This is a genomic window from Xanthomonas sp. (assembly GCF_017163755.1).
GTDB lineage: Bacteria > Pseudomonadota > Gammaproteobacteria > Xanthomonadales > Xanthomonadaceae > Xanthomonas_A.
The window spans coordinates 82,823-108,204 of record NZ_JAFIWC010000017.1; the positions used below are offsets into that span (position 1 = coordinate 82,823).

21 protein-coding genes and 1 tRNA gene are annotated in these 25,382 nt (G+C 71.1%); 12 read left to right on the plus strand and 10 right to left on the minus strand.

Annotation, left to right across the window (positions count from 1 at the left end; translation table 11 throughout):
- Positions 1 to 3: 3 nt before the first annotated feature.
- Positions 4 to 975 (minus strand): HlyD family secretion protein, encoded by a 972-nt coding sequence (locus JR065_RS12795; RefSeq protein ID WP_206234607.1) that lies wholly within the window; start codon positions 973 to 975, stop codon positions 4 to 6.
- Positions 972 to 1,715 (minus strand): TetR/AcrR family transcriptional regulator, encoded by a 744-nt coding sequence (locus JR065_RS12800; RefSeq protein ID WP_206234609.1) that lies wholly within the window; start codon positions 1,713 to 1,715, stop codon positions 972 to 974. Before JR065_RS12800 ends, JR065_RS12795 begins: the two co-directional genes overlap by 4 nt.
- Positions 1,716 to 2,271: 556 nt before the next feature.
- Between JR065_RS12800 and JR065_RS12805 the strand changes: the two genes are divergently transcribed.
- From JR065_RS12805 to JR065_RS12830, 6 genes are all read left to right on the plus strand, one after another.
- Positions 2,272 to 3,255, plus strand: coding sequence for a PhoH family protein (locus tag JR065_RS12805; RefSeq protein WP_206234610.1), 984 nt, complete (start codon positions 2,272 to 2,274; stop codon positions 3,253 to 3,255).
- Positions 3,252 to 3,725 carry an rRNA maturation RNase YbeY gene (ybeY, locus tag JR065_RS12810; RefSeq protein ID WP_206234612.1) on the plus strand — a complete coding sequence of 158 codons (474 nt, stop codon included), beginning with the start codon at positions 3,252 to 3,254 and terminating at the stop codon, positions 3,723 to 3,725. Before JR065_RS12805 ends, ybeY begins: the two co-directional genes overlap by 4 nt.
- A gap of 1 nt (position 3,726) precedes the next feature.
- The gene (locus JR065_RS12815) at positions 3,727 to 4,347 is read left to right on the plus strand and encodes a hypothetical protein (protein WP_206234613.1); all 621 of its coding nucleotides are present in this window, start codon (positions 3,727 to 3,729) and stop codon (positions 4,345 to 4,347) included.
- 66 nt (positions 4,348 to 4,413) lie between these two features.
- Entirely contained in the window at positions 4,414 to 5,295 is an 882-nt protein-coding gene (locus tag JR065_RS12820) for an HlyC/CorC family transporter (RefSeq protein WP_206234615.1), read from the plus strand.
- A 197-nt stretch (positions 5,296 to 5,492) separates the two neighbouring features.
- Positions 5,493 to 6,578, plus strand: a complete 1,086-nt coding sequence (locus JR065_RS12825; RefSeq protein ID WP_206234658.1) for a DUF4105 domain-containing protein — start codon at positions 5,493 to 5,495, stop codon at positions 6,576 to 6,578.
- Positions 6,579 to 6,603: 25 nt separating this feature from the next.
- Entirely contained in the window at positions 6,604 to 7,596 is a 993-nt protein-coding gene (locus JR065_RS12830; RefSeq protein WP_206234616.1) for a magnesium and cobalt transport protein CorA, read from the plus strand.
- 145 nt (positions 7,597 to 7,741) lie between these two features.
- Here JR065_RS12830 and JR065_RS12835 read toward each other — a convergent pair whose 3' ends face one another.
- The 3 genes from JR065_RS12835 to cydD all read right to left on the minus strand — a co-directional run bounded on the left by JR065_RS12835 (position 7,742) and on the right by cydD (position 13,129).
- Complete coding sequence (locus JR065_RS12835) at positions 7,742 to 9,106, minus strand: NAD-dependent succinate-semialdehyde dehydrogenase (protein ID WP_206234618.1); 1,365 nt, start codon at positions 9,104 to 9,106, stop codon at positions 7,742 to 7,744.
- A 577-nt stretch (positions 9,107 to 9,683) separates the two neighbouring features.
- The gene (gene cydC, locus JR065_RS12840; RefSeq protein ID WP_206234619.1) at positions 9,684 to 11,360 is read right to left on the minus strand and encodes a thiol reductant ABC exporter subunit CydC; all 1,677 of its coding nucleotides are present in this window, start codon (positions 11,358 to 11,360) and stop codon (positions 9,684 to 9,686) included.
- Complete coding sequence (cydD, locus tag JR065_RS12845; RefSeq protein ID WP_241093596.1) at positions 11,357 to 13,129, minus strand: thiol reductant ABC exporter subunit CydD; 1,773 nt, start codon at positions 13,127 to 13,129, stop codon at positions 11,357 to 11,359. Before cydD ends, cydC begins: the two co-directional genes overlap by 4 nt.
- 199 nt (positions 13,130 to 13,328) lie before the next feature.
- On the opposite strand from cydD, the gene JR065_RS12850 reads away from it, so the two are divergent.
- From JR065_RS12850 to JR065_RS12865, 4 genes are all read left to right on the plus strand, one after another.
- Positions 13,329 to 14,918, plus strand: coding sequence for a cytochrome ubiquinol oxidase subunit I (locus JR065_RS12850; RefSeq protein WP_206234622.1), 1,590 nt, complete (start codon positions 13,329 to 13,331; stop codon positions 14,916 to 14,918).
- A gap of 19 nt (positions 14,919 to 14,937) precedes the next feature.
- Positions 14,938 to 16,089: a cytochrome d ubiquinol oxidase subunit II gene (gene cydB / locus JR065_RS12855; RefSeq protein ID WP_206234623.1), complete on the plus strand. Its 1,152-nt coding sequence runs from the start codon at positions 14,938 to 14,940 to the stop codon at positions 16,087 to 16,089.
- A gap of 38 nt (positions 16,090 to 16,127) precedes the next feature.
- Positions 16,128 to 16,238 carry a cytochrome bd-I oxidase subunit CydX gene (cydX, locus tag JR065_RS12860; RefSeq protein WP_206234624.1) on the plus strand — a complete coding sequence of 37 codons (111 nt, stop codon included), beginning with the start codon at positions 16,128 to 16,130 and terminating at the stop codon, positions 16,236 to 16,238.
- Between the two features lie 61 nt (positions 16,239 to 16,299).
- Positions 16,300 to 16,376 (plus strand) — tRNA-Pro (locus JR065_RS12865).
- A gap of 321 nt (positions 16,377 to 16,697) precedes the next feature.
- On the opposite strand, the gene JR065_RS21540 is transcribed toward JR065_RS12865, so the two are convergent.
- The 4 genes from JR065_RS21540 to JR065_RS12885 all read right to left on the minus strand — a co-directional run bounded on the left by JR065_RS21540 (position 16,698) and on the right by JR065_RS12885 (position 20,684).
- On the minus strand, positions 16,698 to 17,234 hold the full coding sequence (locus JR065_RS21540) for a cyclophilin-like fold protein (RefSeq protein ID WP_241093597.1): 537 nt from the start codon (positions 17,232 to 17,234) through the stop codon (positions 16,698 to 16,700).
- A gap of 34 nt (positions 17,235 to 17,268) precedes the next feature.
- The gene (locus JR065_RS12875) at positions 17,269 to 18,480 is read right to left on the minus strand and encodes an MFS transporter (RefSeq protein WP_241093598.1); all 1,212 of its coding nucleotides are present in this window, start codon (positions 18,478 to 18,480) and stop codon (positions 17,269 to 17,271) included.
- 61 nt (positions 18,481 to 18,541) lie between these two features.
- A complete protein-coding gene (locus tag JR065_RS12880) occupies positions 18,542 to 19,513 on the minus strand; it encodes an alpha/beta hydrolase (protein WP_206234626.1) in 972 nt (323 codons plus the stop codon).
- Between the two features lie 121 nt (positions 19,514 to 19,634).
- Positions 19,635 to 20,684 (minus strand): NAD(P)-dependent alcohol dehydrogenase, encoded by a 1,050-nt coding sequence (locus JR065_RS12885; protein WP_206234627.1) that lies wholly within the window; start codon positions 20,682 to 20,684, stop codon positions 19,635 to 19,637.
- Positions 20,685 to 20,805: 121 nt separating this feature from the next.
- On the opposite strand from JR065_RS12885, the gene JR065_RS12890 reads away from it, so the two are divergent.
- A complete protein-coding gene (locus JR065_RS12890; RefSeq protein ID WP_206234628.1) occupies positions 20,806 to 21,693 on the plus strand; it encodes a LysR family transcriptional regulator in 888 nt (295 codons plus the stop codon).
- A 73-nt stretch (positions 21,694 to 21,766) separates the two neighbouring features.
- Here JR065_RS12890 and JR065_RS12895 read toward each other — a convergent pair whose 3' ends face one another.
- Positions 21,767 to 23,683 (minus strand): CocE/NonD family hydrolase, encoded by a 1,917-nt coding sequence (locus JR065_RS12895; RefSeq protein WP_206234630.1) that lies wholly within the window; start codon positions 23,681 to 23,683, stop codon positions 21,767 to 21,769.
- 525 nt (positions 23,684 to 24,208) lie between these two features.
- On the opposite strand from JR065_RS12895, the gene JR065_RS12900 reads away from it, so the two are divergent.
- Positions 24,209 to 25,366, plus strand: a complete 1,158-nt coding sequence (locus tag JR065_RS12900) for a GGDEF domain-containing protein (RefSeq protein ID WP_206234631.1) — start codon at positions 24,209 to 24,211, stop codon at positions 25,364 to 25,366.
- Positions 25,367 to 25,382: the final 16 nt, after the last annotated feature.

Sequence of the window (25,382 nt, forward strand, 5' to 3'; positions counted from 1 at the left end):
GCGTCATTCATCCGCGCCGTCCGCGAACCGCACGCGCACCGGCAGCCCCGCCGGCAATTGCGCGGCGCCGGCGTCCAGCTGGACCTCGGCCAGGTAGCTCAGGCGTTCGGCGTCGTCGCCGCTGAGCGCGTAGTACGGGGTGAACACCGGTTCGCTGCGGATCATGCGCACCCGTCCCGGGTAGGCGCGCTCGCCGCCGCCGACGTACACCTGCGCGCGCTGCCCGACCTGCACCCCGGCGCGCAGCGGCTCGGGCACGTAGACCCGCGCGTACGGCGCATCGCCGACCAGCAGGATCGCCAGCGCCGCGCCGACCGGCGCCTGGTCGCCGAGCTTGTAGGGCAGGCTGTCCACGCGCCCGGCGCGCGGCGCGACCAGGCTCAGCCGCTCCAGGGTCAGCGCCTGTCCGGCGGCCTGCGCGGCCGCCGCCGACAACGCCGCCTCGCCCTGTTGCAGCTGTTCGCTGCGGGTGCCGTGCAGCAGTTCCTGCAACGCCTGCTGCGCCGCGCGGGCCTGCGCCTGCGATTGCGCGGCGGCGGCGCGGGCGCGGTCCACGTCGGCCGCGGCCACCAGCTGGCGCGCGCCCAGCGGCTGCAGCCTGCGGTAGTAGGCGTCGGCGTCCACCGCCTGCGCCTGCACCGCGGCCAGATTGGCGCGGGCCTGGGCGATGGCCTCCTGGCGCGGGCCGGCGACGCGTTCGTCGAGCAGCCCGCGGCTCTGCGCCACCTGCGCCCGCGCCGCGTCCAGCTGCGCCTGGGTGCGGTCCGGCTCCAGCTGCAGCAGCGCGGTCCCGGCCTGCACGCGCTGACCTTCGCGCACGTCGATGCGCACGATGCGCTCGGCGGCCGGCGCCGGCACCCCGATACGGTCCCATTCCAGCGTGCCGGCGGCCTGCGGCGGCGCGGCCTGGCAGCCGCCCAGCAGCGCCGCGGCGAGCGCCCAGGGCAGCCCGCGGGTGGCGATCGACGGGTTCATGGCTTCAGCTCCAGGCCGCGCTCGAGCAGCGCCAGGGTGTGCACGCGCACGGCTTCCATGTCCAGCTCCTCGGCCTGGAACAGGCGCTTCCAGATCGGCGCCCCGGCCGCCGGGAACATGGTCAGTCCCACCAGCGACACCATCAGCAGGCGCGGGTCCAGGCCGGCGTTGAGTTCGCCGCGCTGCTGCGCCTGGGCGAAGCGCGCGGCCATCTGCTGCGCCAGCATCGGCCCGATCCGCGTGGTCAGCAGCTCGCGCAACGCGCCGCCCTCGCTGACCACCTCGCGGATCCACAGCGGCGGCAGCCACGGATGCCGCACCACCAGCGCGGCGATGCCGTTGACGAAGCCGGCGATCAGCGCGCCGGCGCCGGCATCGGTCTGCAGCAGCGTCTGGCGCAGCTCCACGAAGATCGGCAGCACGCGTTCGGCCACCACCGCCTCGAGCAGCTGCGCCTTGTCGCCGAAATAGTAGTGCGCCAGCGCCGGCGTGACCCCGGCCGCGCGCGCGATGTCGCGCAGCGAGGCGGCGGCGATGCCTTGCGCGGCAAAGCAGTCCAGTGCGGCCTGGAGCAGGCGCGCGCGCTGGTCTGGGGAATGCGCGTTCGGCCGGCCTGGCGCGCGGCCGCGGCGCGGCGGCGTGCTGTCGGCGGCAGCGGCGTCGGCGGCGGGGTCCTCAGCGGCGGGAGCGTGGCCGGGCGGCTTGCGTGCGCTCGGCTTGGAGGGTCTGGAGGTAGCCATGCAGATATTTAATTCATCAATTAATTAAATTTCAAGCGGTCGCCGACGAACGGTGTGTCGGCTCGTCATCAATCGGCTCGTCATCAACAAGCGTCGGCAATGCGATCGCGACCAAGCGGCGCATCCCGGCGGCAGACGGCTACCGGTACTGACGCGGTCCACTCGCGCTGACGCTGCCTGGCGCGGCAGCGCGCGATACGCGCCCCGGGAGCGCGCCGCAATCCCCTTGTCGCCGCCCCATCCCACGGCGGCATCGGCCGACGTTGCGTGCCTGCCTCGATGACCGGGCCTGCCGACAACGCCGGGCCATTCGGCAGCGACGCGGCCGCACAGCGCCACGCCGGACCGTGCCGCGCATCCACGCCATCCGCGCGATTCCGCACCGCGTCAAGGCGCGCCGTACAGTGCCGTGCAACGTCCTGGCGCAGCATCGCCGCCTTGCTTCGCCACCCTCGCCGCGTTCGCGCTGTCTGGCCCTTCACGGCCGCGCGCGCTACGCTTCCATCCCCTGTCCTAACGACGCTGGCGCGGTTCCGCGCGCCGTGTCCGAGCCTTGATGACCACACCCGCGCAAAGCGATTTTTCCCTGGAACCGGCCGACACCGAACGCCTGGCCAACCTCGCCGGCCCCTTCGACGAACATCTGCGCCAGATCGAACTGCGCCTGGGCGTGGAGATCTCCAACCGCGGCAACGTCTACCGCGTGACCGGCCCGGCCGCCGCGGTGACCGCCGCCGAGAAGCTGCTGCGCGCGCTGTACGAGGAAGCCGACAGCGTGGTGTTCGACAACCAGGCCATCCACCTGCGGCTGAACCAGGCCAACGTCGAGCACGTGGCCGAGCGCGCCTACGAGCCGCAGGAGGTCGCGATCAAGGTCAAGCGCGGCACCGTGCGCGGCCGCGGCGCCAACCAGGCCAAGTACCTGCATGCGATCGCCACCCACGACATCAATTTCGGGGTCGGCCCGGCCGGCACCGGCAAGACCTTCCTGGCGGTGGCCAGCGCGGTAGAGGCGCTGAACGAATCGCGCGTGCAGCGGCTGATCCTGGTGCGCCCGGCGGTGGAGGCCGGCGAGAAGCTCGGCTTCCTGCCCGGCGACCTGAGCCAGAAGGTGGATCCGTACCTGCGCCCGCTGTACGACGCGCTGTACGAGATGCTCGGCGTGGAGAAGGTGGTCAAGCTGCTGGAGAAGAACGTCATCGAGATCGCGCCGCTGGCCTACATGCGCGGGCGCACGCTCAACGATGCGTACGTGATCCTGGACGAGGCGCAGAACACCACCATCGAGCAGATGAAGATGTTCCTGACCCGGCTGGGCTTCGGCAGCACCGCCGTGGTCACCGGCGACCTGACCCAGATCGACCTGCCCAAGCACGTGAAGTCGGGGCTGCGCGACGCGATCGAGGTGCTGCACGAGGTCGACGGGGTCAGCTTCACCTTCTTCGAGGCGCGCGACGTGGTCCGCCATCCGCTGGTCGCGCGCATCGTCAACGCCTACGAGAAGCGCGACGCGGTCGACAAGCAGACGGGGCCGGCATGACCCGCGGGCCGGTCCGCCTCGATGTCGGCGTCAGCTACGCCCTGCCCCGCGCCGGGCTGCCGGCCGCGGCCAGCTTCCGCAAGTGGGTGGCCGCGGCGCTGAAGGGGCGCATCCGCGAGGCCGACCTGGCGATCCGCGTGGTCGACGACAAGGAAGGGCGCGCGCTGAACCACCACTACCGCGGCAAGGACTACGCCACCAACGTGCTCAGCTTTCCGGCCGAGCTGCCGGAAGGGGTGAAGCTGCCGCTGCTCGGCGACCTGGTGATCTGCGCGCCGGTGGTGGCGCGCGAGGCCGCCGAACAGGGCAAGCCGCTCAACGCCCACTACGCGCACCTGACCGTGCACGGCGTGCTGCACCTGCTCGGCTGGGACCACGAGCACGACAAGGACGCCGATGCGATGGAGCAGCTGGAACGCGAGATCCTGGCCGAACTCGGCATCGACGACCCCTACCGTGGAGAGCGCTGAGATGCGCCGTTATCGCTGCCTGCCCGCCCTCCTCGCGCTGCTGGCCGGCGCGGCCCTGCCGCCGGCCCAGGCGGCCGCGCCCGCCGCAACCGCCGCCGCGGTGCCGGCGCAGGCCATCGACCTGCCGGCACTGCTCGAATGCCGCCGCAGCGTCGCCGAGTTCGGCGCGCTGGCGCCGCTGCTCGCCGACCCGCTGAAGGCGGTCGCGCAGGGCTGGAAGCCGCTGCCGCAGACCAACCTGTTCATGAGCGAGTACGAGCTGATCCGCCCGATCCAGGTGTTCGGCCACAGCACCACGCGCATCGCGGTGGCCGGCGCCAGCGTGATGGCGATCCTGGATCTGCCCGACCCGCGCCCGCTGGCCAAGCAGCTGCAGCTGGAAGCAGCGGTGGACACGCCGGAGAAGGCGATGTTCGGCCGCGAGCTGGTCAGCCGCGACGTCGCCGACCCCAAGACCGGCGAGGCGATGATCGAATCGATCATCCTCAGCGTCTCGACGGTGAAATCGCACCCGGGCAAGACCCTGGCCGGCTGCAGCTACAGCCTGGACCTGCCGGAAGACCCGAGCGCCCCGCCCGCGCCCGATCCGCTGGCCACCCCGGCGCCGGCGGCGGCCGGCTGAACGCCGTCCCGGTCCTGCTAGACTTGCCCGCATCGCCCGGCCCGCCGGGTGCCGTACCCGCAGAACATGTCCGAAGACGACCCTAGTAGCTCCCCCCCGGAAACCCACGAAAAACGCCGCGGCTGGCTGGAACGCCTCAGCTCCGTGTTCTCCGGCGACCCGCATACCCGCGACGACCTGGTGGAAGTGCTGCGCGACGCGCAACACGACGGCCTGATCGCCGCCGATACCCTGCGCATGATGGAAGGCGCGCTGTCGGTGTCCGAACTCACCGTCGGCGACGTGATGGTCTCGCGCTCGCAGATGGTCTCGCTGCCGGCCGAATCGCGCTTCATCGAGCTGATGAAGCAGGTGGTCGAGTCCGGCCATTCGCGCTTCCCGGTGCACGGCGAGAACAAGGACGAAATCCTCGGCATCCTGCTGGCCAAGGACCTGCTGCGCGGCGTGGTCGCCGACCACGGCCCCGGCACGGTGCGCGAACTGCTGCGCCCGGCGGTGCTGATCCCCGAGTCGAAGAAGCTCAACGTGCTGCTGAAGGAATTCCGGCTTTCGCGCAACCACATGGCGATCGTGGTCGACGAATACGGCGGCGTCGCCGGCCTGGTCACCATCGAGGACGTGCTCGAGCAGATCGTCGGCGAGATCGACGACGAGCACGACGACGCCGAGGACGAGGCCTCGCTGATCGCCGCGCAGGCCGACGGCCAGTACGTGGTCGACGCGTTGACCCCGATCGAAGACTTCAACGAGCGCTTCGGCGCCGACTTCCCCGACGACGACTACGACACCGTCGGCGGCCTGGTCACCGAGGCGATCGGCCATCTGCCGGAAACCGGCGAGGAACTGACCCTGGGCCGTTTTGCGTTCCGCGTGGCGCGCGCCGACGCGCGTCGCGTGCAGGCGTTCCACGTCACCGTGCTGCCGTCCGACGCGCAGGACGACGCTTGATCCCTCGCGCCCCGCATCGCGCGCGCGGCCTGCCGCGCTGGCTGCTCGGCACGCTGCTGGCGTGGCTGGCGGCGACCGCGTTCGCGCAGACCGGTGCCGGCGCCGCCGCCGCGGACGCACCGCCGCCCACCGCCGCTTCGGCTGCCGCCCTGCCCGTCGACGCCGCCGCGCCGGCGCCGCGCGTGGGCGTGGCGACGATGCAGCCGGGCGACGTGTTCTTCGAGCGCTTCGGCCACGATGCGATCGTGGTGGTGGATCCGCGCAGCGGCCGCGCCACCTCGTACAACTTCGGCTTCTTCGACCCGACCGAGCCGGACTTCGTCAGCCGCTTCGCCGCCGGCGACATGATGTACTACCTGGTGGCGCTGCCGCTGGAGCAGGACCTGGCGCAGTACCGCGAGGTCGGACGCGGGGTCAGCATCCAGTGGCTGGACCTGGAGCCGGCGCAGGCGCGCGCGCTGGAACAGGCGCTGGCGCAGCGCGCGCGTCCGGAAAACGCGCGCTACCGCTATGACTACTTCACCGCCAACTGCGCCACGATGGTGCGCGACGCGCTGGACCGCGCACTCGGCGGCGCGTTGCACGCACAGCTGTCGGGGCGCTCGCGCGGCAACACCTACCGCAGCGAATCGGTGCGCCTGGCCTCGCCGGCGGCATGGATGTGGCTGGGCTTCGACTTGGGGCTCGGACCGTACGCGGACAAGCCGCTGTCGCGCTGGGAAGAAGCGTTCGTGCCGATGCGCCTGGCCGAGAGCCTGGACGAGGTGCGCAACAGCGCCGGACGCCCGCTGGTGCAGGCGCGGCAGGAACTGCTGCCGCAGCGGCAGGCGCCGGAACCGCCGGAACGGATTCGGCACTGGTGGCCATGGCTGCTGGCCGGGCTCGTCGCCGCGGCCGGCATCGTCGCCGCTTCGCGCCGGCCGCGCCTGCTGGCGGCGCTGGCGCTGCCGTTCTGGCTGCTGTGCGCGGTCGGCGGCGGCGTGCTGCTGTACCTGTGGGGCCTGACCGAGCACCGCGCGGCCTGGGCCAACCGCAACCTGCTGCTGCTCAACCCGCTGTGCCTGCTTCTGGTCGGCGGCGCGGTGGCCGCGTTGCGCCGGCGCCCGCCCGGTCGCTGGTTCGGCATCGTGCTGTGGCTGGTGGTGGCGCTGGCCGGCGCGGCGCTGCTGATCCACTGGCTGTCGATGATGCAGCCGCAGTTCAACCTGCAGTGGATCGCATTGCTGCTGCCGGTGCACACCGCGTTGGCCTGGGCGTTCACGCAGCGCCGCTTGCGCCGCTGAGCGCGCCCGCGCACGATCCACGCCCATGGCCTCCATCCCCGCAAATCCCGCCTGCGTCATCAACTGCGTGCACTACGACGGCCACGGCCGCCGCCACGACATCCCGCTGGAGCGGATCAGCGACGTGCTGGCCGGCGACGACGGCTTCGTCTGGGTCGGCATGTACGAGCCGGAGGACGACGTGCTGCAGCTGCTGCAGGAAGAGTTCGGCCTGCACGACCTGGCGATCGAGGACACGCGCAAGGCGCACCAGCGGCCGAAGGTCGAGTCCTACGGCAACTCGCTGTTCGTGGTGGTGCATACCGCGCAGGTGATCGAGGAGCGCATCGTCTACGGCGAGACCCACGCCTTCCTCGGCGCGCGCTTCCTGCTGACCGTGCGCCACGGCGCCTCGCTGCCGTACGCGCCGGTGCGCGAGCGGCTGGAGCGCGAGTCGGCGCTGATGCAGCTCGGCCCGTCGTTCGCGCTGTACGCGGTGCTGGACTACATCGTCGACAACTACCAGCCGATCCTCGACGATTTCCGCGAGAGCCTGCAGCGCCTGGAGAAGGACATCTTCGCCGAGGCCTACCACCGCGACACCGCGATCCGCCTGTACGAGCTCAAGCGCGAGCTCAACCAGATGCGGCTGGCGGTCGCCCCGCTGCAGGACGTGCTGGCGCACCTGAAGCGCAACCCGGGGCCGCTGATTCCCGACGAGCTGCGCCTGTACCTGCGCGACGTGCTCGACCACGCGGTGCGCACCAACGACGCGATCGACACCCTGCGCGAGATGCTGGGCACCGCATTGAGCGTGAACCTGTCGCTGGTGACGCTGGCGCAGGGCGAGACGGTCAAGCGCCTGGGCGCCTGGGCCGCGCTGCTCGCCGCACCGACGCTGATCACCAGCTGGTACGGCATGAATTTCCAGCACATGCCGGAACTGGACTGGCCGTGGGCCTACCCGCTGATGATCGGCGGCGTCGGCGCGGTATGCCTGGGGCTGTATCTGGCGTTCAAGCGGGCGCGGTGGCTGTGAAGCCGGGACCGGGGACCGGGGACCAGGGACCCGGAAAAGCGCAGCGCCGCTAGCTGCCTCCGCGAGCGGCGCAGCTGCGCTGCGCCGTTGCGTGGTCCTGCTTTTGCCGCTCCGGGTCCCCGGTCCCCGGTCCCTGGTCCCGGCATCACCCCACATACACCGACTTGATGTTCATGAACTCGTGGATGCCATGCTCGGCCAGTTCGCGGCCGAAGCCGGAGCGCTTGATGCCGCCGAACGGCAGGCGTACGTCGCTCTTGACGATGGCGTTGACGAAGGCGGCGCCGCACTGCAACTGGCGGGCGACGCGGTCGCCGCGCTCGCGGTCCTGCGTCCACACGCTGCCGCCCAGGCCGAAGGTGGTGTCGTTGGCCACGCGCACGGCTTGGGCTTCGTCGGCCACGCGCAGGATCGCGGCGACCGGGCCGAACAGTTCCTCGTCGTAGGCGGGCATGCCCGGGCCTACGTCGTCCAGGATCGTCGCCGGGTAGCCGGCGTGGGTGGCGGCGTCCGGCGCGGCGCCGAGCAGCGGCGTGGCGCCCTTGTCGATGCTCGCCTGCACCTGCTTGTGCAGTTCGTCGCGCAGGTCCTGCCGCGCCAGTGGCGCCAGCGTCGTCGCCTCGTCCTGCGGGTCGCCCAGCCTGAGCCGCGCGGCCGCCTCGACGAAGCGGCGCACGAACTCGTCGGCGATGGCGTCGACCACCACGAAGCGCTTGGCCGCGATGCAGGTCTGCCCGGCGTTGTCGAAGCGCGACTTCACCGCCGCGGCCACGGTCGTGTCCAGGTCGGCGTCGTCCAGCACCACGAACGCATCGCTGCCGCCCAGTTCCATCACGCACTTCTTCAGTTGCTCGCCGGCGGTGGCCGCGATCGAGCGCCCGGCGCGCTCGCTGCCGGTCAGCGTCACCGCGGCGATGCGGCCATCGCGCAGCACCTCGGCGGCCTGGTCGTTGTCGATGTGCAGCACGTCGAACACGCCGTCCGGCACGCCGGCGGCCCTGAGCACGGCGTTGATCGCATCGGCGCAGCGCGGCACGTTGCTGGCGTGCTTGAGCAGCGCCACGTTGCCGGCCATCAGCGCCGGCGCCAGGAACCGGAACACCTGCCAGATCGGGAAATTCCACGGCATCACCGCGAACACGCAGCCCAGCGGCTCGTAGCGCACGTAGCTCCTGTGCGCGTCGGTCGCCACCGGCAGGTCCTGCAGGTAGTCCGCGGCGTGCTCGGCATAGTGGTCGCAGGCGGCGGCGCATTTGTCGATCTCCGCCAGCGCCTCGTTGCGCAGCTTGCCCATTTCCGCGGTCATGGTGCGCTGGATCGACTCGCGTTGCGCGCGCAGCTGCGCGCCGACCCGGCGCAGCAGGTCGCCGCGTTCGGCCAGCGGCAGCGCCGCCCACGCCGGGAACGCCCGCGCCGACGCCGCCAGGCGCTGCTCGACCGCGTCCGCATCCATCAGTTCGAGCGAGTATTCGACCTGGCCGGTCGCGGGATTGACGGTGTCGTGGCGCATGGGGAGGACTCCTCAAAAAGTGCCGCCAGCCTACTCCGGCGAAAGTTGCGGCGGCGTAGGCGAACGCGTTGGAGCATCGGAGATGGGGCCGCCTACGCGACCGCCCGATCGGCCGTGCGGAAACGCAGCGTTGCGCGGCCTGGCGCGCGATGCCGACGCCGCAGCGCCGCATGAACCAACGCGAACTGCGGGCGAGCGCTGGTATCCACCAGGCATGTACCTGCGTTCGTGCAGCACGTTTCGGCAGAGCGAGGCACCGGCACGCAAGCACCCGCAGCTCGTAGTTGCGTTGCGGCGCCCGTTCGGTCGTCAGGCTCAGGCAGGCGCGGCGCACGCCCCACTCTCCGCCGGCAATGTGGGTCGCTGATGTCCGCACGCCAGCAGCGGCGTTGCGCGCCTGCCGTTCCTGGCAGGGGCAAAACCGTGGCACGTACTCGTGCCAGCCCCAATGGCCGCTTTGCCCGGTGCGCGCTTTGCACGATGCGAAAGTCGGTGGCCACGCAGGCACCGGTGCCGCTGCGGGCTGCCGCTGCCGGTGTGCCGCGCATCAGTAACCGAAACGCGCAGCCGTACGCCGTTAGCCGTCCTGGTACAGCCTGCCCTGCTGCAGGCGGTAGCGCCGGTGTACCACGCCGTCGGGCAGTACGTCGTGGCTGATCAGCAGCAGGCTGCGCGGTCCCAGCGCCTGCGCCAGATCGGCGAGCAGCGCCTGCGCGGTGTCCACGTCCAGGCCTTCGGTCGGCTCGTCCAGCACCAGCAGCGGCGCATCGCGCAGCAGCGCGCGGGCCAGCGCCAGGCGCCGCGCCTGGCCGGCTGACATCGTCGCGCCGTTCTCGCCCAGCCACGCGTCCAGCCCGCCGACCTCGTGCAGCCAGTCGCGCAGGCGCACGTCGGCCAGCACCTGGCGCAGCGCATCGTCGCCGGCGTCGGGCGCGCCCAGGCGCAGGTTGTCGCGCACCGTGCCGGCGAACACCGGCGCGCCCTGCGGCAACCAGGCCAGGCGCCGGTGCCATTGCGCCTGCGCGGCGTCGCGCAGGTCCACGCCGCCGTAGCGGACCGCGCCCTGCAGCGGATCCCACAGCCGCAGCAGCAGCGCCGACACGGTGGTCTTGCCGCTGCCGCTGTCGCCGTAGATGGCGATGCGCTCGCCGGGCGCGATGCGCAGCTCGACCCCGTCGAGCACGCGGCGCGGCTCGCCGGGCCAGGCGAAGGCGACAGCGTCGAAATGCAGCTCGGCCAGCGCCGGCAACGCGTGCGGCTGTGGCGGATCGGCGACCGGCGGGGATTGCCCGGCGATGCGCTGCAGCCGCTGCGCGGCGACCCGGCCCGACTGCAGCGCCTGCCATGCCAGCCCGGCGCCGGCCCAGACCTCGAGCAGGGCCACGGCCAGGAACAGCAGCCCGGCGGCGTGTTCGGCGGCGATCGCGCCGTCGCGCGCCGCGCCCAGCGCCAGCCACAGCATCGCCAGCAGGCCGACGCCCGCGCACGCCGCATGCAGGGCGTTGCCGGCGATCAGCCGGTGCCGCTGCGCGCGGTCCTCGCCGCGCAGCGCCTGCGCGCTGGCCTCCACGCGCGCGATCCAGTCGGCCTGCGCGTCCAGCGCGGCCAGGTCGGCGGCGCCTTCCAGGCCTTCGTAGGCGAGCGTGCGCAGCGTCTCGCGCTGCTGCGCGCGGCGCTGCTCGCGCGGGCGGGCGCCGCGCGCCACCCGCAGCGGCACGCCGATGCCGACCGCCGCCGCCAGCGCCGCCAGCAGCAGTGCCGCCGGCGGATGGATCAGTGCGGCCGCGGCCACGCCGAGGGCGCCGACGCCGACCAGCGCGGCCAGCGGACCCAGCGCCCGCACCGCCAGGCCGTCGACCTCGCCGATGTCGGACATCAGCCGCGCCAGCAGTTCGCCGGTGCGGCTGGCGCCCAGCCGCGCCGGCGCCAGCGGCAGCGCGCGGCGGAAGAACCACACCCGCAGGTCGCGGGCGATGCGCAAGGTGGCGTCGTGGCCGATCAGCTTCTCGCCGTAGCGCGAGGCGATGCGGGCGAAGGTCAGCGCGCGGATTCCCGCCGACGGCGAGAAGAAATTGAAGCCGCTGCCCATGCCGACCGCACCGGCCAGCGCGGCGGCGGTCAGGAAGCCGCCGGACAGGCCGAGCAGGCCGACGCCGGCCAGCATCGTGGTCAGCAGCAGCAGCGCGGTCAGCAGCAGCCGGCCGCGGTGGCGCCGGAACACGCCGCGCACGTCGTCGTTGCGCGGCGCGCTCATGCCTGCCCCCCTGCCGCGGCGCGCGCGTCCAGGCGCAGCACGCTGTCGGCCCAGCGCATCGCCGCCTCGCTGTGGGTGGCGACGATCACGCTGCGGCCGCGGGTGAAGGCGGCCAGCGTGCGCAGCAGTTCGGCCTCGGTGTCCGGATCCAGGAATGCGGTCGGCTCGTCGAGCAGCAGCAGTTCCGGATCGCGCAGCAGCAGCCGCGCCAGGCCGATGCGCCGCGCCTCGCCGCCGGACAGGCCGAAGCCGCGTTCGCCGATCACGGTATCCAGGCCCTGCGGCAGGCGCTCGGCGAAACGCAGCACCTGCGCCGCCTCGGCGGCGGCATGCAACTGCGCGGCGCTGGCGTGCGGATCGGCCAGGCGCAGGTTGTCGGCGATGCTGCCGTGGAACAGGTAAGGACGCTGCCCGGCGTAGCCGATGCGCAGCCCCGGACGCTGCTGCACGCTGCCGGCACGCGGCGGCAGCCAGCCGGCCAGCGCTTCGAGCAAGGTGCTCTTGCCGCTGCCGCTGGGCCCGACCAGCGCCAGGCGCTGCCCCGCCGCGAGCGTGAACGACAGCTCGCCCAGCACGTCGCAGCGCGCGCCCTGCGGACGCAGCGCCAGGCCGTTGACCTGAAGCAACGGCGCCGCCTGCGGCTGCAGCGGCCGCGGCGCGGCCGGCACTGCCGGCAAGGCCTGCGCCGGCGCCGCGAACGCAGGCGGTTCGGCGAGGAGCGCGGCGACCGGCGCGGCGGCAGCGGAGGCGCCGGGCAGATCGCCGAGCAGGCGCTCCACTTCGGCCACCGCGGCCAGCGCGTTGGCGCGGTCGTGGTAGTGCGCGGCCAGGCGCCGCAGCGGCGCGTAGAACTCCGGCGCCAGCAGCAGGCAGAACACGCCGGTGCCCAGCGTCGGCACCGCCGCATGCAGCGAGATCATGCCCAGGTAGCTCAGGCCCAGGTACATCGCCACGATCGCCACGCTGACCGAGGCGAAGAATTCCAGCACGGTGGAGGACAGGAAGGCGATGCGCAGCACCTTCAGCGTGCGCTCGCGCACCCCGTCGGCGGCCGCGGCGACGCCGAGCAGTTCGGCGTCGCCGCGGCCGTACAGGCGCAGCAGGCCCAGGCCCTTGAGCCGGTCGGCGAAATGCCCGCCCATCCGCGCCAGTTCGCGCAGCTGGCGGCGCCCGGCCGCTTCGGCGCCCCAGCCCACCAGCATCATGAATACCGGCACCAGCGGCGCGGTGAACAGCAGCAGCACGCCCACCACCCAGTCGGTCCAGCCCACCGCCAGCAGGATCAGCAGCGGCACCACGCTCACTTCCAGCCGTGCCGGCTGGTAGCCGGCGTAGTAACCGTCCAGCGCATCGCCGTGCGCCAGCAGCAGTTCGCCCAGTTCGCCGGTGCGCTGGCCGCGCAGCCACAACGGGCCGCGCTGCAGCAGGCGCCGGTAGACGCGCCCACGCAGTTCCAGCTTGGCCGCATCGGCGACGTCGCCGGCCGCGCGCTGCGCCCACCAGCCCAGCAGGGCGCGCAGCGCCAGCACCGCGGCGAGCACCGCGAACGCGGCAGCCCCCGCCGCCGGCGCGCGGCGCTCGACCAGCAGCGCCTGCACCAGCCAGGCGATGGCGCCGGCCTGCACGATCAGCAGCGCCCCGGACAGGCTGATCGCCGCGGCCGCCACCCGCTGCCGGCCGCGCGCGGCCTGCGCCAGCGCCGCCAGCCACTGCAGGCGCTGGCGCCGCTGCGGCTGCGTATCGGCGTACGACTCGGCGGGATCGGTCAAGACGGGCTCGCGGCGGCTGGCGGGATCGCCATTGTAGGGCGCGCAGTGCGGCGGCGCCGGGATGCCACGATGCCCGCCGCGCCTGGACCGCGGCATTGATCTGGATCAAGGCCGAGCGCGCCGGGGAAGCGGAAGATCCCGCCACAACCTCCCGTTACCCGGCCACCCAGATGCACATCTTCCACGAGGTAGCACAGCCATGATCGACACGACAGTCGTAGAGCTGTCGCGGCTGCAATTCGCCCTGACCGCGATGTACCACTTCCTGTTCGTCCCTCTCACCCTCGGCCTGTCCTTCATGATCGCGATCATGGAGAGCGTGTACGTCATGACCGGCAAGGACGTGTGGCGGCGCATGACCCTGTTCTGGGGCGTGCTGTTCGGCATCAACTTCGCCATGGGCGTGGCCACCGGCATCGTGATGGAGTTCCAGTTCGGCATGAACTGGTCGTACTACAGCCACTACGTCGGCGACATCTTCGGCGCGCCGCTGGCGATCGAAGGGCTGATGGCGTTCTTCCTGGAGGCCAGCTTCATCGGCCTGTTCTTCTTCGGCTGGAACAAGCTCTCGCCGGTCAAGCACCTGATGGTGACCTGGCTGGTGGCGCTGGGCACCAACCTGTCGGCGGTGTGGATCCTGATCGCCAACGGCTGGATGCAGAACCCCACCGGCGCGGTGTTCAACCCGGAGACGATGCGCATGGAGGTGGTCGACTTCATGGCGGTGGTGTTCAACCCGGTGGCGCAGGCCAAGTTCGTGCACACGGTCAGCGCCGGCTACGTGACCGGCGCGGTGTTCGTGATGTCGATCAGCGCGCTGTACCTGCTGCGCGGCAAGCATCGCGAGATGGCGCGGCGCTCGTTCGCGGTCGCCGCCGCGTTCGGCCTGGCCTCGTCGCTGTCGGTGGTGGTACTCGGCGACGAGAGCGGCTACGCCGCCAACGAGCACCAGAAGATGAAGCTGGCCGCGATCGAGGCGATGTGGGAGACCGAGCAGGCGCCGGCGGACTTCACCGCCTTCGGCATCCCCAACCAGGCCACCGGCAGGAACGACTACGCGATCAAGGTGCCGTACCTGATGGGCCTGGTCGCCACGCGCTCGCTGGACACGCCGATCCCGGGCATCCTGGAACTGGTCAAGCGTGCCGAGCACCGCATCCGCGGCGGGCAGATCGCCTACGGCGCGCTGGAGCGGCTCAAGGCCGAGCGCAACGACGCGCAGGCGCGCGAGGTGTTCGACCGCCACTGGCAGGACCTGGGCCACGGCCTGCTGCTCAAGCGCTACCGCGACGACATCCTCAACGCCACCCCGGAGGAGATCTCCAAGGCCGCGCTGGACACCGTGCCGCGGGTGCTGCCGCTGTTCTGGACGTTCCGGGTGATGGCCGGGCTGGGCTTCTACCTGATCGCGTTCTTCGCCGCGGCGCTGTGGTTCTCGTGCAAGCACAACTTCGAGGACAAGCGCTGGTTCCTGAAGCTGGCGGTGTGGACGCTGCCGGCGCCATGGATCGCGATCGAGTGCGGCTGGTACGTGGCCGAGTACGGCCGCCAGCCGTGGGCGGTGGAAGGCGTGCTGCCGACGTTCTACGCCGCCTCGGGCCTGGCGCTGCACGACATCCTGATCACCCTGGCCGGCTTCGTGGCGATCTACACCACGCTGCTGATCATCGAGGTCAAGCTGATGCTCAAGGCGATCGGCAAGGGTCCGGACGATCTGCCTGCGCTGCTGCAGCCGACCCCGCGCCCCGCCACCCCGCTCGCCGCCCCTGCGGCCGCCGGTCAACTCTGATCCCGGCAGGAGAACTACGATGGACTTCATTGCACTGGACTACACCACGCTGCGCGTGATCTGGTGGCTGCTGCTCGGCATCCTGCTGATCGGCTTCGCGGTCATGGACGGCTTCGACCTGGGCGTCGGCGCGCTGCTGCCGTTCGTGGCCAGGAACGACGCCGAACGCCGGCTGGTGGTCAACACCATCGGCCCGGTCTGGGAGGGCAACCAGGTCTGGCTGGTGCTCGGCGGCGGTGCGATCTTCGCCGCCTGGCCGCCGCTGTACGCGGTCAGCTTCTCCGGCTTCTACCTGGCGATGTTCGTGATCCTGTTCGCGCTGATCCTGCGCCCGGTCGGGTTCAAGTTCCGCGGCAAGATGCCCAGCCAGCGCTGGCGCAACAACTGGGACTGGGCGCTGTTCCTGGGCGGCTTCATCCCGGCGCTGATCATGGGCGTGGCGGTGGGCAACGTGCTGCTCGGCGTGCCGTTCCACTTCGACGACACGTTGCGGGTGTTCTACACCGGCTCGTTCTTCGGCCTGCTGATGCCGTTCGCGCTGCTGGCCGGCCTGCTCAGCGTGAGCATGCTGGTGGCGCACGGCGCGGCGATGCTGGTGCTGAAGACCGACGGCCCGGTCGCCGAACGCGCGGCGCGCTACGGCAGCGTGGCGGCGCTGGTGGCCTGCGCGCTGTTCGCCGCCGCCGGGGTGTGGGTGGCGACCGGCCTGCCCGGCTACCAGGTCACCTCGCAGGCGGTCACCGACGGCGCCACCAACCCGCTGCTGAAGACCGCGGTGATCGGCGCCGCCGGCGGCTGGATGCACAACTACCAGACCATGCCGCTGACCGCGCTGGCGCCGGCGCTGGGCGTTCTCGGCCTGCTGCTGAGCGCGGCGCTGCTGGCCAGGCGCCGCGGTGGCCTGGCGTTCATCGCCTCGGGCACGGCGATCGCCGGCATCATCCTCACCGTCGGCTTTGCGATCTTCCCGTTCCTGCTGCCCTCCTCCAGCCAGCCCGGCTCCAGCCTGACCCTGTGGGACGCGTCCAGCAGCCACCTCACGCTGTGGATCATGCTGCTGGCCACGGTGCTGTTCCTGCCGATCATCATCGGCTACACCACCTGGGTGTACCGCGTGCTGAAGGGCAAGGTCACCGCCGAATCGATGGACGAAAACCCGAACGCGTACTGAGCGCGTTCGCCCACCCTACCTTCTTAGGAGATTGCAGCATGTGGTATTTCGCCTGGATCCTCGGCGTCGGCCTGGCCTCGACCGCCGCCATCCTCAACGGCATGTGGTTCGAAGCGCGCGAGCAGCGCAAGCAGGAAACCGGCGGCTGAAACTTTCTTGCGGCGGGCGCTTGCCGAACCCCGGCGAGCCCCGTATCATACGCGGCTCCTTCGGGGTGTAGCTCAGTCTGGTAGAGCGCTACGTTCGGGACGTAGAGGTCGCAGGTTCGAATCCTGTCTCCCCGACCAGTTTCAAGGTCACGAGAAACCTGGAAAGCCAACGCTTTCCGGGTTTTTTTGTGCCTGCGATTCGCTGCCAGACATGCGCGAAGACGCGGGGCGGCGCGCGTCCGGCGTCGGCTGCAGCATGACTGGCGGCGATTCCGTTGCGGGCGCATGCGGCCCAGACGACGTTGCGCGCTGCCAGGAGGGCACCACGTCGATGCCGAGGCAGGCGAACGCGCGGCCACACGTAGCGCCACTTGTTCGCTCCGCCCTCGCACCCGCCCGCCACGGCCGGGCTCCGCCTGGCGCGCAGCTCCACCGGCGCTCGCGCGCAGGGAGGCCGTGCTAGTCCCTGGAGAACGCGACCCGGACATCGCGCCGGCCCAATGCCTGGGCCAGGCCGGCCGGGTCCTGCACGCGGCCCAGCCGGGTATAGGAGTACGAAGAGGCGAATGTGGAATAGAAGACGACCAGGGTCTGCGTGCCGTAGAGCATCAGGTCGCCGGCGCGAAGCGTGCCCGGCCGGCGCGCCTGCCCCGGCAGCGGCTGCGGCAGCTCGGCGTGCTTCTCGTTGCCGTTGAGCTCGCTCAGGTGCAGCGCGAGCGGCAATTGCGCGGCGAACGCGCGAGCAGCCGCGTTGTCGGCCATGGCGACGGCGAAACGGCGTTCGCCCACGGTCATCCACATGCGCGTCTGCTTCGGGCTCATCGATGCCGCGGCGGCCGCGGGCAGTGCCGACGTCGCCTGCGCGCCGGCCTCCTCGCAGCGGCCGAGCCCCGGCAGGCCGAGCAGCAGCGCCAGCCAAGCCAGCGTTCGGCTTGAGGGCCAGTGTCGATCGCCGCTGCCGGCGCCGCGCGCCACGCGGTCGGCGCCCGGCGCCAACGCCATTGCGAACGCCTGCCGCCGCGGCTGCGGCTCAGGCGACACGCGCCGCGCTCGTGCGCGAGGCCAGCCAGGTCAGCGCCGCCGCGAGCACAAGCACGGTGGCGCTGGCGGCGAAGGTGACCCCATAACCGCCGCGGTCGAACAGCACCCCACCGACGGTCGAGCCCAGGGCGATGGCCAGTTGGATCACCGCCACCATCAGCCCGCCGCCGGCCTCGGCGTTCGTCGGCATGGCGTGCGCGATCCAGCTCCACCAGCCCGCCGGCGCCGCGGTGGCCAGCAGTCCCCACAGCGCCAGCAACGCCGCCGCCGCGGCGACATGCGCGCCGAACGGGATCAGGGTCAGGGCGATCGCCGCCATCAGCAGCGCGATGGCGATCAGGCTGCGATACAGGCCGCGCTTCAGGACCGCGCCGACCAGCACGGTGCCGACGAAACCGGCCACGCCGATCCCGAGCAGGACCAGCGACAGCGTGGACACGTCCGCCCGCGCCACGGTTTCCAGGAACGGCCGCACGTAGGTGAACAATGCGAACTGCCCCATGAAGAACGCCCCGCACGCCGCCATGCCCAACGCGACGGAGCGTTGCCGGAGCGGCGCGAACACGTTGCGTGCGCCGGGCGCGCGCGCCGCGGCCATGGCCGGCAGGCTGGCCCACTGCCAGGCCAGGGCAATGGCCGCGACCGGCACCAGGCACAGGAACGTGCCGCGCCAGCCGATGACCGCGCCCAGGTAGCTGCCGAGCGGGGCCGCGATCACCGTGGCCAGCGCGTTGCCGCCGTTGAAGATGGCCAGCGCGCGCGGCACCTGGCCGGGCGGCACCAGGCGCATCGCGGTCGCCGCCGACATCGACCAGAACCCGCCGATCACCACGCCGATCAGCGCGCGGCCGGCCAGGTAGGTCGGATAGTTCGGGGCCAGCGCAACCACCGCGCCGGAGACCGCCATCAGCCCGGTCAGCGCCAGCAGCAGGCGCTTGCGGTCCATGGCGCCGGCCAGCGCGGGAAGGGACAGGCTGGTGAGCACCGCGAACGCACCGGAGATGGCGATCCCATAGCCGGCCAGACCCTCGCTGACGCGCAGGTCGGCGGCCATCGGCGTCAGCAGGCTGACCGGCATGAACTCGGACGCGATCAGCGCGAACACGCACAGCGTCATCGCCAACACGCCGCTCCAGTGCGCGGGCGCTGCCGTGGCGCCGCGTGGCGTGTCTCCCGTGCGCGCCTCCATCGGCGCGCTCATGGCATCGCCCCGCTGCGGACCGCAGACGCGGGACGGCACGATCCGATCGTCGTGCGCGGCACTACCGTGCACCCAGGTTCTGCTTGAAGAAGGACGCCAGCTTGTCGAACGGGATGAGGTCGGTGCGGTCGTAGAGGTCCACGTGGCCCGCGCCCTTCACCCAGTACAGTTCCTTCGGCTGCCCCGCCAGGCGGAACGCCTCCTCGCTGAACGCCTTCGAGTGCGCCTGGTCGCCGGCGATGAACAGCATCGGCCGCGGCGCGATGGTCTGGATGTCGTTGAACGGATAGAAGTTCATGAACCTGCCGAGGCTGCTGAGCATGGGCTTGGTCGTGTTCTGCGCCGACTCGCCTTTCGGCGTGTAGGCGCCGCGCGGGGTGCGATAGAAATCGAAGAACTCGCGCTGGATCGCCGGCGTGTCGCGCTCCAGTTCGTTGACCGTTCCGGGGATGTAGCGGACTTCGCCGCCCGTGGATTCGGCCACGCGCTGGTCGACGGCCGACCGGATGATGTCCTGGCGCTGCGCCAGGCTGGTGGCGTTCCCGAGCCCATTGCGCGCCGCCGCTCCCATGTCGTACATGCTGACGGTCGCGATCGCCTTCATGCGCGGGTCGATCTTGGCCGCGCTGATGACGAAGCTGCCGCTGCCGCAGATGCCGAGCACGCCGATCCGCTGCGGATCCACGATGGCCTGCGTGGCGAGGAAGTCCACCGCCGCGCTGAAGTCGTCGGCGTAGATCTCCGGCGCGATCAGATGCCGCGGCTCGCCCTGGCTCTCTCCCCAGTACGACAGGTCGATCGACAGGGTCACGAAGCCCCGCTCGGCCAGCTTCGTCGCGTACAGATTCGCGCTTTGCTCCTTCACCGCGCCCATCGGATGGCCCACCACGATGGCGGCGTTGCGGGCGCTGCGGTCCAGGCCCTTCGGAACGAACAGGTTGCCCGCCACGGTCATCTGGTACTGGTTCTTGAAGGCGACCTTGTGCATGGCCACCTTGTCGCTGGTGTAGAAGTTGTTCGCGCCTCGGGACATGTCTGCTCCTGTTGCGGCAAGGGGACTGATCAACAGCGCAAGCAGCGCCAGAATCTTGTGCACGGGGTTCTCCACTGCGGGAAGGGAAGCGGCGTTCGCCGTTCCGGGCGATCAGGCGGGATCAGGCGGCGAGCGAGGCGTTGTCGATCACGAAGCGGTACTTCACGTCGCCCTGCAGCATCCGCGCGTAGGCCGCGTTGATCTGGTCGGCGCGGATGAGCTCGATGTCGGCGACGATGCCGCGCTCGGCGCAGAAGTCGAGCATTTCCTGGGTTTGCGCAATGCCGCCGATCATCGAGCCGGCCAGCGTGCGGCGCTTCATGATCAGGTTGAACACCTCCGGCGACGGATGCGGTGCGGCCGGCGCGCCGACCAGCACCATCGCGCCGTCGCGCTTGAGCAGGACCAGCAACGCGTCCAGGTCGTGCGGCGCGGCCACCGTGTTGACGATCAGGTCGAAGCTCCTGGCATGGGCGGCCATGTCCTGCGCATTGCGCGATACCACGACCTCGTCGGCACCCAATGCCAACGCGGCGTCGCGCTTGGCGTCGGAGGTGGTGAACGCGACGACATGCGCGCCCATGGCATGGGCCAGCTTCACGCCCACGTGGCCAAGGCCGCCGATGCCGACCACGCCGACCTTCTTGCCGGGGCCGGCGCCCCAGTGCCGCAGCGGCGAATAGGTGGTGATGCCCGCGCACAGCAGCGGCGCCACGGCCGCCAGTTGTTCGGCCGGATGGCGCACGCGCAGCACGTAGCGCTCGTGCACGACGATCTGCTGCGAATAGCCCCCCAGGGTGTGGCCGGGAGCGTCGGCGGTCGGGAAGTTGTAGGTGCCGACCATGCCGTCGCAGTAGTTCTCCAGTCCACCGTCGCACTCCTCGCAGTGCTTGCAGCTGTCGACGATGCAGCCGACCCCGACCAGGTCGCCTTGCTGGAAGCCGGCCACCTGCGCTCCCACCGCGGCGACCCGGCCGACGATCTCATGGCCCGGCACGCACGGGAACCGGGTGCCTGCCCATTCGGCGCGCACCTGGTGCAGGTCGGAGTGGCAGATGCCGCAGAAGGCGATGTCGATGCGCACGTCGTGCGGACCCGGTGCGCGGCGAACGATCTCCATGGGTTCCAGGGGCTGGTCGCCGGCATGGGCGCCGTAGGCTTTGACGGACATGGTGGGTTTTCCGTTGACGGGAGGACGGCCATTGTCGGCACGGCGCATCCAGCTGATAAGATGATGAATGCTTGCATGCCCTATAAGCTCGATTAATCAATAGACCTGTCAGACTCGGCCCATGGCACGACGCAACCTCAACGACCTGTTGGCCTTCGTCACCGTCGCCCGGGAAGGCAGCTTCACCCGCGCAGGCGCGGTGCTCGGGGTGAGCCAGTCGGCGCTCAGCCAGGCGATCAAGGCACTGGAAGCGCGACTGGAGATCCGCCTGCTGACCCGCACCACGCGCAGCGTGTCGCCCACCGCGGCCGGCCAGCGCCTACTGGAGGCCATCGGCAACCGCTTCGACGAGATCGAGTCGGAACTGGACGCGCTGACCGCCCTGCGCGACAAGCCGGCCGGCGTCGTGCGCATCACCAGCGGCGAGCACGTGCTGCACACGACGCTGCTGCCCAAGCTGACGCCGGTGCTGCACCGCTACCCCGACGTGCAGATCGAATTCGATGTCAGCTACGGATTCCGCGACATCGTCGCCGACCGTTTCGACGCCGGCGTGCGCCTGGGCGAAAGCCTGGACAAGGACATGATCGCGATGCCGATCGGGCCGCCGCTGCGCATGGCCGCGGTCGCGACGCCGGGCTATTTCCGCGACCGCCCGGTGCCCAAGGCGCCGGGCGACCTGACCGGACACCGCTGCATCAACATCCGTTTCCCCACCCACGGCGGCATCTACGTGTGGGAATTCGAGCGGCGCAACCGGCAGGTGAACGTGCGCGTCGACGGCCAGCTGATCTTCAATACCTCGCCGCCGATCGTGCGCGCCGCGCTCGAGGGGCTCGGCATCGCCTTCCTGCCCGAGCAGGAATTCGCCCCGCACCTGGAGCAAGGACGCCTGGTGCGGGTGCTGGAGGACTGGTGCCCGCCATTCTCCGGCTACCACCTCTACTACCCCAGCCGCCGGCAGCATTCCCCCGCGTTCTCGCTGGTCCTGGACGCGCTGCGCCTTTGAGGGTGCGGCGGCGCGGCATCGCGGCATGCGCGCGGCCGGGGCGTTCTCACGCGGGCGGCACGCCCGCTGCCGCTCAGCGCACCGGCAGGCTGATGAAACTGGGCTGCTGCGGCGTGTGCCAGATCCGCTGCGTCGCCTTGCGGTAGTCGCCGGGCTTGGCGAAGAAGATGTTCGGCACGAAGCTCTGCGGATTGCGGTCGTACAGCGGGAACAGGCTGGACTGCACCTGCACCATCACCCGGTGCCCGCGCTGGAAGGTGTGGTTGGCGGTGGGCAGGCCGAACGTGTACGCCAGCGGCTGGTTCGGCGCGATCGGCTTGGGCGTTGCGAAACTCTCGCGGTAGCGGCCGCGGAAGATCGCCATCGACACCGCCAGCTCGTAGCCGCCCATCTTCGGGTCCGACGCCATCTCGTCCGGATACACATCGATCAGCTTCACCACCCAGTCGCTGTCGCTGCCGGTGGTGGACGCCTGCAGGTTCACCGCCGGCGCGCCGGCGATGCGCAGCGGCTCGCGCAGCGGCTCGCTGACGAAGGTCAGCACGTCCGGGCGGCCGTCGACGAAACGCTGGTCGCGCACCAGCCAGGTGGTCCACATGTCGCGGTCGGAGAAGTCCACCGGACGCGGCACGAACGGCACCGGCTTGGCCGGGTCGGACACGTATTCCTCGTATTCGGCCTGCCCCGCGACCGGCGCGTCGAACGACAGCTTGCCGCCGGCGAGCAGGTACAGCGGACGCGAACTCGCCTGGCAGCCCTGGTCGCAGCTGCGCGGCCACTGCGCCAAGCGGTCCCAGCGGTTCTCGCCGGTGTCGTAGATGAACACCGGCGGCGTGTCCGCCTTGGGCGCGCCGTCGACCAGGTACTGGTCGAAGAACGGCTTGAGCACGTCGCGGCGGAACTGCAGCGCGGTATCGCCGTCGAACTTCAACGCGCCCAGCGAGGAACCGTCGTAGTTGACCTGGCTGTGCCGCCACGGCCCCATCACCAGGTAGTTGAGGTCGTTGCCGGCGTCGCGCGGCTCCATCGCCGCATAGCTGTGGATCGCGCCCCACATGTCCTCCTGGTCCCACAGGCCCTGCAGCCACATCGTCGGCACCTTCAGCGGCGTGGCGGCCATCACCTTGTCCAGCGCCTGCTGCTGCCAGTAGCTGTCGTAGGCCGGATGCTCGCTGAGCTTGTGCCACCACGGCAGCTGCTCCAGCCCGGCGGCCCGGGCGTAGTCGCCGGCCGAGCCGGCGCGCAGGAAATTGCTGTAGTCGTCGTAGCCCTGGCGCGGGATCGAAGCGCCCTTGCCGCGCTCGCTGAGCTGGCCGGTAAAGTAGTCGAAGTTGATCTGGCGGAAGGCGCCGTAGTTGAACCAGTCGTCGCCCATCCAGCCGTCGATCATCGGGCTCTGCGGCGCGGCCACCTTCAACGCCGGATGCGGATCGGTCAGCGCCATCACCACGGTGAAGCCCTCGTACGAGGAGCCGAGCATGCCGACCTTGCCGTTGCTTTCCGGCACGTGCTTGACCAGCCAGTCGATGGTGTCCCAGGCATCGGTGGCGTGGTCGACCTTGCTGCCGTTGAGCGGGCCGCGCAGCGGCCGGGTCATCACGTAGTCGCCCTGCGAGCCGTACTTGCCGCGGATGTCCTGGAACACGCGGATGTAGCCGCCGTCGACGAACACCTCGTCGCCCTGCGGCAGCAGGTCGCGCATGTGCGGCGAGGCCATCCGGCTGGCGCGGCCGCTGGCGTCGTAGGGCGTGCGCGTGAGCAGCATCGGCGCATGCTGCGCGCCCTTGGGCACCACGATCACGGTATGCAGCTTGACCCCGTCGCGCATCGGGATCATCGCCTCGCGCTTGACGTAGTCGTTGGCCTCGCTGGGGGCGACGAACTTCCTGCCGGTGATGTCCGGGGTCATCGGCGAGGTTTGCGCGGCGGCCGGGCCGGCCAGCGCGGCGGCGAGGACGGTGACGATCAGGCGGGCGGCGATGGGACGCATGGAACCTCCGGCGGTTGGACCGCGACTGTAGTCACAAGCGTGGCCGCGGGGAAAGTGCCGGGGCCGGGACGGCGTTCGCATCGCCTGCGCGCCGTCCGAACGCGTCCGCTCGCGGGTCGGCGCACGAGCGCGAGCAGGACCTGGAGCATCGGCTGTCCAGGCCCGCATCCTCGCGCGAGCGGCTTCGGTCGCGACAGGCCGGTCGGTAACGCCCGTCGCGACTGAAGTCGCTCCCACAGCGATTGCGCGGGCTGCCAGCACTCTCGGTGAAAAGGCACTAGTTCGCCGGTGTGTAGCCGATCGCGGCACGGATCGCCGCCACTTGCGCGGCGTCGCACTGCGCCGGCGTGGCCGTGGGCCTGCCGGATTCGTCGGCACCGGTACACGGCGCGGGTACGGGTTGCGCGGCGGAGGTGCAGTGCTCAGGCGCCGCGCTCAGGCCTCGCGCGGGCGATGGGGGATAATGGGCGTTTTCGGATGGGCACACCTGGCCGCCACGCGCCAGCGAAGGTCCTTGTTGCCGCCATGATCGATGTCCCCACGCTGCTCGGCTACACCACCGTCGTGCTGCTGTGCATGTCGCTGCTGGTGCTGGTGGTCCGCCCGCAGGCGGGCAAGCGCCTGTGGTTCGCGATGCCCTTCTTCGCCGGCGCCTGCGGCTGCGCATTCCTGGTCCAGCCGCAGGCGTTTCCCGGCAGGCTCGGCCTGCAGCTGGGCGCGTTCTGCATCACCCTGGCCTATGCGTTCGGCTGGCAGGCGGTACGCGCCTTCTACGACCGTCTGCCGAAATGGGGCTGGCTGCTGCTGCCCGCGGCGCTGTGGCTGTGCCTGGCGATCGCGGTGTTCGGCCGGTTCGGCTGGACCACGGCCAATGCGTGCATGCGCATCGCGCTGGTCTGCCTGTACAGCGCGCTGCCGGCGATGGAACTGTGGCGCCGCCGCAAGGGCGGCCTGCCCTCCGCCGGCCTGCTCGCCATCGTGTTCGGGATCGCCGCGGCGCTGTCGGCGCTGGCGGCGGTGTTCGCGCATTGGCTGCCGGCGCCGCTGGGCGCCGCGCCCACCCAGACCTGGGCGGTGGTCTTCTACAACGTGAGGATCCTGCTGCACGTGCTGCTGGCCGGCGCGCTGCTGATGGCCATGCACAAGGAGCGCGACGCGCTGCGCTACTACGACGACTCGGTGCGCGACCCGATGACCGGCCTGTACAACCGCCGCTTCTTCCAGCAGCGCTCGCAGCAATGGCAGGACAGCGGCGGCCGGCACCGCTCGGTGCTGTTCTTCGACATCGACCACTTCAAGCGCATCAACGACGGCCATGGCCACCGGATCGGCGACGCGGTCATCGTGCTGGCGGCGCAGGCCGCGCAACGCACCTTGCGCAAGGGCGACTGGATCTTCCGCTTCGGCGGCGAAGAGTTCGTCTGCGTGCTGCCGGACACCGGCCTGGCGGAGGCGAACGCGACCGCCGAGCGGCTGCGCCTTGCGTTCATGGCCGACGCCAGGGAGGTGGAAGGTCGCCCGGTCGCGGCGACCATCAGCATCGGCGTGGCCAGCTCGGTCGGCGGCGTGCCCCGTGTCGATGCGCTGGTGGCCGAAGCGGACCGGATGCTCTACCGGGCCAAGGCCGACGGACGCAACCGGACCGCCTCCCTCATGAGCGGCGACCCGCCCGGTACCGCGTAGTAGTGCTGCTGGCGCC